The sequence below is a fragment of the Nocardiopsis alkaliphila YIM 80379 genome, from assembly GCF_000341005.1.
GTDB lineage: Bacteria > Actinomycetota > Actinomycetes > Streptosporangiales > Streptosporangiaceae > Nocardiopsis > Nocardiopsis alkaliphila.
In genome coordinates this window covers 1-3,584 of the sequence record NZ_ANBD01000189.1, presented here as the reverse complement: position 1 = coordinate 3,584, position 3,584 = coordinate 1, and the positions used below count along the sequence as shown (strand labels likewise).

4 protein-coding genes and 1 pseudogene are annotated in these 3,584 nt (G+C 68.6%); all 5 read right to left on the bottom strand.

Annotation, left to right across the window (positions count from 1 at the left end):
- Nucleotides 1-157 (bottom strand): annotated as a pseudogene (locus D472_RS29605) (energy-coupling factor transporter transmembrane protein EcfT); the annotation flags it as partial.
- A complete protein-coding gene (locus D472_RS0124160) occupies nt 154-855 on the bottom strand; it encodes an energy-coupling factor ABC transporter ATP-binding protein (protein WP_017607007.1) in 702 nt (233 codons plus the stop codon). The pseudogene D472_RS29605 and the gene D472_RS0124160, both read right to left, overlap by 4 nt.
- Nucleotides 855-1,508, bottom strand: coding sequence for a biotin transporter BioY (locus tag D472_RS0124155; protein WP_017607006.1), 654 nt, complete (start codon nt 1,506-1,508; stop codon nt 855-857). Before D472_RS0124155 ends, D472_RS0124160 begins: the two co-directional genes overlap by 1 nt.
- A 242-nt stretch (nt 1,509-1,750) precedes the next feature.
- Nucleotides 1,751-2,182 (bottom strand): cupin domain-containing protein, encoded by a 432-nt coding sequence (locus D472_RS0124150; RefSeq protein WP_017607005.1) that lies wholly within the window; start codon nt 2,180-2,182, stop codon nt 1,751-1,753.
- Nucleotides 2,183-2,385: 203 nt separating this feature from the next.
- On the bottom strand, nt 2,386-3,584 hold a 1,199-nt coding region (locus tag D472_RS0124145), incomplete at its 5' end, for a glucose-6-phosphate dehydrogenase (protein WP_017607004.1).

Here is a 3,584-nt window from a genome sequence, read left to right as displayed (position 1 = left end):
ACAGGATCAGGGCCACCGCGAGCGCGCCCAGGGAGGCCCACGGGTTCGCGAGGGTGATGAGGACCACGCCCAGCACCAGCAGGACGAGGAGTTTGGGGCCGGCCGGGATCCGGTGCAGCGGCCCTGCGCCGGGGACGTACAGTCCGAGCACGCTCACCGCACCCGCCCCTCTTGGGGCGCCTCGTCCATGAGCTCGGTGTAGAAGGCGACCGCGTCGGCGGGGCGGCCATCGAAGACCACCCGGCCCTCCTCCATGACCAGGACCCGGTCGAAGTCGGCGAGCAGGTCGAGGTCGTGCGTGAACAGGATGACCTGCTGGTCGAGTCCGGTCAGGGTGCGGTGGACCATGCGGGTGTTGCGCAGGTCCAACAGGGTGGTGGGTTCGTCGCAGACCAGCACGTCCGGTTCGGTGACCAGGATGGAGGCCAGCGCCAGCAGTTGCTTCTGTCCACCCGAGAGCAGGTGTGCGGGATGGTCGCGGTGCCCGTCCAGGCCGTGGCGGACAAGGATCTCGTCCACCCGGCGGGCGGTCTCGGCACGCCCCAGACGCAGGTGTCGTAACCCGATCTCCACGTCCTCGGCGACCGTGGGCATGAGGATCTGGTTGGCGGCGTCGGAGAAGACGAATCCGACACGGCGGCGGATGTGTTTGGCGTGCCGTCGGGTGTCCCACTCCCCCCACGACACACGGCCCTCGTCCGGCAGGACGAGTCCGTTGAGGGTGCGGGCGAGCGTGGACTTGCCCGATCCGTTGGCCCCGATCACGCCGATGCGGTGCTGCGCCAGGTCCAGGGTGATCTCGCGCAGGACCGCGCGGTCTTCGTAGGAGTGGGACACCCCCTCAAGGCGCAGCATCAGGCGTTCTTCCCGGCCTCGCTCCGGGTACCGGACGACTCGGCGGTGGCTTCGACGGGGCGACCGGCCGGCGGGATGGGGTAGGCGCGAAAGACGGTGGTGGCGATGAGCGCGGTCACGACCGCCTTGACGATGTCACCGGGCAGGAAGGCGACCATCGCCAAGCCGGTGGCCAGGACACCATCGCCCAGGACGACGCCCATCCACGGGACCCCGATGGCGTAGATGACGATGACGCCGCCCAGGGCGTTGATCAGCAGCCCCTGCCAGAAGCGGTACTTGCCGCTGCGGACCATGAGGTCGGTGAGCAGACCGATGACCAGGGCGGCGAACACCCAGCTGACGATGAAACCGGCCGAGGGACCGGCCAGGACGGCCAGTCCGCCGCGTCCTCCCGCGAAGAGGGGCAGCCCGGCCAGACCCAGGGCGAGGAAGGCGACCACGGCCAGGGTTCCGCGCTTGGCTCCCAGGAGGGATGGGGCGAGCATGATGCCCAGGGTCTGGAGGGTGATCGGTACCGGGGAGAACGGCAGGGGGATGGCGACGGTGACGCTCATCGCCGCGATGAGTGCGGCGAAGATCGCGATGAGCGCCAGGTCACGGGCGGTGAGTCCGCGGCGACGGACGTGCTTCCTGGTCCCGGTGGTGGGCATGGGTGATTCCCTCTCGAAGGGGCGATGGGAGGCGGTCGTCCCCATTGTCCGCTACGGGGAGGTCCCAGGCAGTGACCGGGGCGCACAGAAGAGTTCCCATGGACCTTGTAGGGGTCCGCCTGAGACCCACGTCACCCCGTCAAGGGATGGCGAGGGCCATGCGTGTGGCCCGGGGCACCGGCATCGAACCCGACCGGAGCCCCGGGCCATACGCGTTCGCGTCCCCTTGGGCGAGGAGGACGTCAATCCTCGTTGGGGTCCTTCTCCGCGTCCTCGTGGGCCGGGTGCACGGTGCCCGGTTCATGGTCCGGCGGACCGTAGAGCGCGTACAGCTTCAACGGCCTGTCGCCGGTGTTGACGACGTTGTGCCACGTGCCCGCCGGAACCATGATGACGTCGTCGTCCTCGACCTCCCGAACGAAGTTCAGATCGTCCTTGGCCGGCCCCATCTCGGTGCGTCCGGTCCCCTGCTCCACTCGGAGGAACTGGTCGTTGTCCGGGTGTACCTCCAAACCGACGTCGTCACCCACGTCGATGCTCATCACGGTGAGCTGGAGGTGCTCACCGGTCCACAGGGTGCGCCGGTAGTGGCTGTTCTGGACGCTGGCTTCCTCGATGTCGACGACGAACGGTCGTTTACCCCGGTCCTTGCCGGTGGTGTAGTCATCGCTCACGGTCGTATCGCCTCCTGGGATCACGCGTGGAACACCTCTTGATCTCCCTCACCCTAGACACGGAGGGATAAACCGCCCCTGAAGGCACGGCCGGGTCCGCGGATCCGACCGGGCCTTCGCCCCTCACCAGGTCCGAGCACTCGAGCAGCGACCGGACCGTCATCTTCGCCCGGGCGGCGGGCACGCCCTCGGCCCTACCTCGATCATCGTTGGATGCCCCAGGTGCCGGTCTCCCCGGCCCGGTACTCCTGAAGGGGCACCCGACCGGACTTCCAGGCCTCTAGCACCGGCTCCACGATGCGCCAGGACTGGACCGACATGTCACCGCGCACCGACAAAGGCATCTCGTCGGTGAGCACCCCTCGCAGCACCTCCCCGTATTCGAGCAGGTCACCGGGCCCGTAGTCGGTACCGAGCGCCACCGGGGAGACGTCGAAGGGGTCGCCCGGCCCGTTGACGTTGAGTTCCATCCGGAGGTGGCGGGACCCCAGACCGACGCACAGCCTGTTGTCGATGAGGTCACCGGTGAGCCCGGTGGGCACGTGCGGGGGCGCCTTGAAGTGGAAGACCACCTCTTGGCGGGGAGAACCGAGCGCCTTCCCCGTACGCACGTGGAACGGCACGCCCCGCCACCGCCAGGTGTGGACCGCGAACACGACCTCGGTCAGCGTCTCGGTTTCCCGCATGGGATCGACGCCCTCCTCGTCGACGTAGGACGGGAACGCATGGCCCTGGACCGTACCGGCGATGTAGCGGGCGCGGTGGCTGAACCGTTCGGGATCGTCGTTCCACACCCGGGTGGCCCGCAGAACCCGCGCCTTGGCGTCACTCACCTCGCGCGCCTCCAGCGTGCTCGGCGGCTCCATCGCCACCAGGGCCAGGACCTGGAGCAGGTGGCTCTGGACCATGTCGCGCAGGGCACCGGTGCCGTCGTAGAAACCGGCACGGCCCTCAAGACCCAGTGATTCCTCGAAGAGGATCTCGACCGACTCCACGTGTTCGGAACCGAGCAAGGGCTCGACCACTCGGTTGGCGAACCGGACACCGAGGATGTTGAGCACCGTCGTCATGCCCAAGAAGTGGTCGACCCGGTGGACCCGTTCCTCCGGGACCAGGGTGTGGAGCAACTCGTTGAGCGAGGCCGCGCTGTCGCTGTCGGTGCCGAAGGGTTTCTCCACCACCAGGCGGGTGTCCTCGGGGACACCGAGCCGGGCCAGGGCTCGACAGCTTTCGACGATGATCGCGGGTGGTAGCGCGAAGTACAGGACCAGACGGCCTCGCGCATGGGACAACAGGTGGCGCAAATCCTCTTCCTCGGTGGCGTCCGCCCGCACGTAGTGGCTACGCCGCACGACGGCGTCCACGGCGGACCCGCTCGCCTCCCCTCGCGCGAACGCGCGGG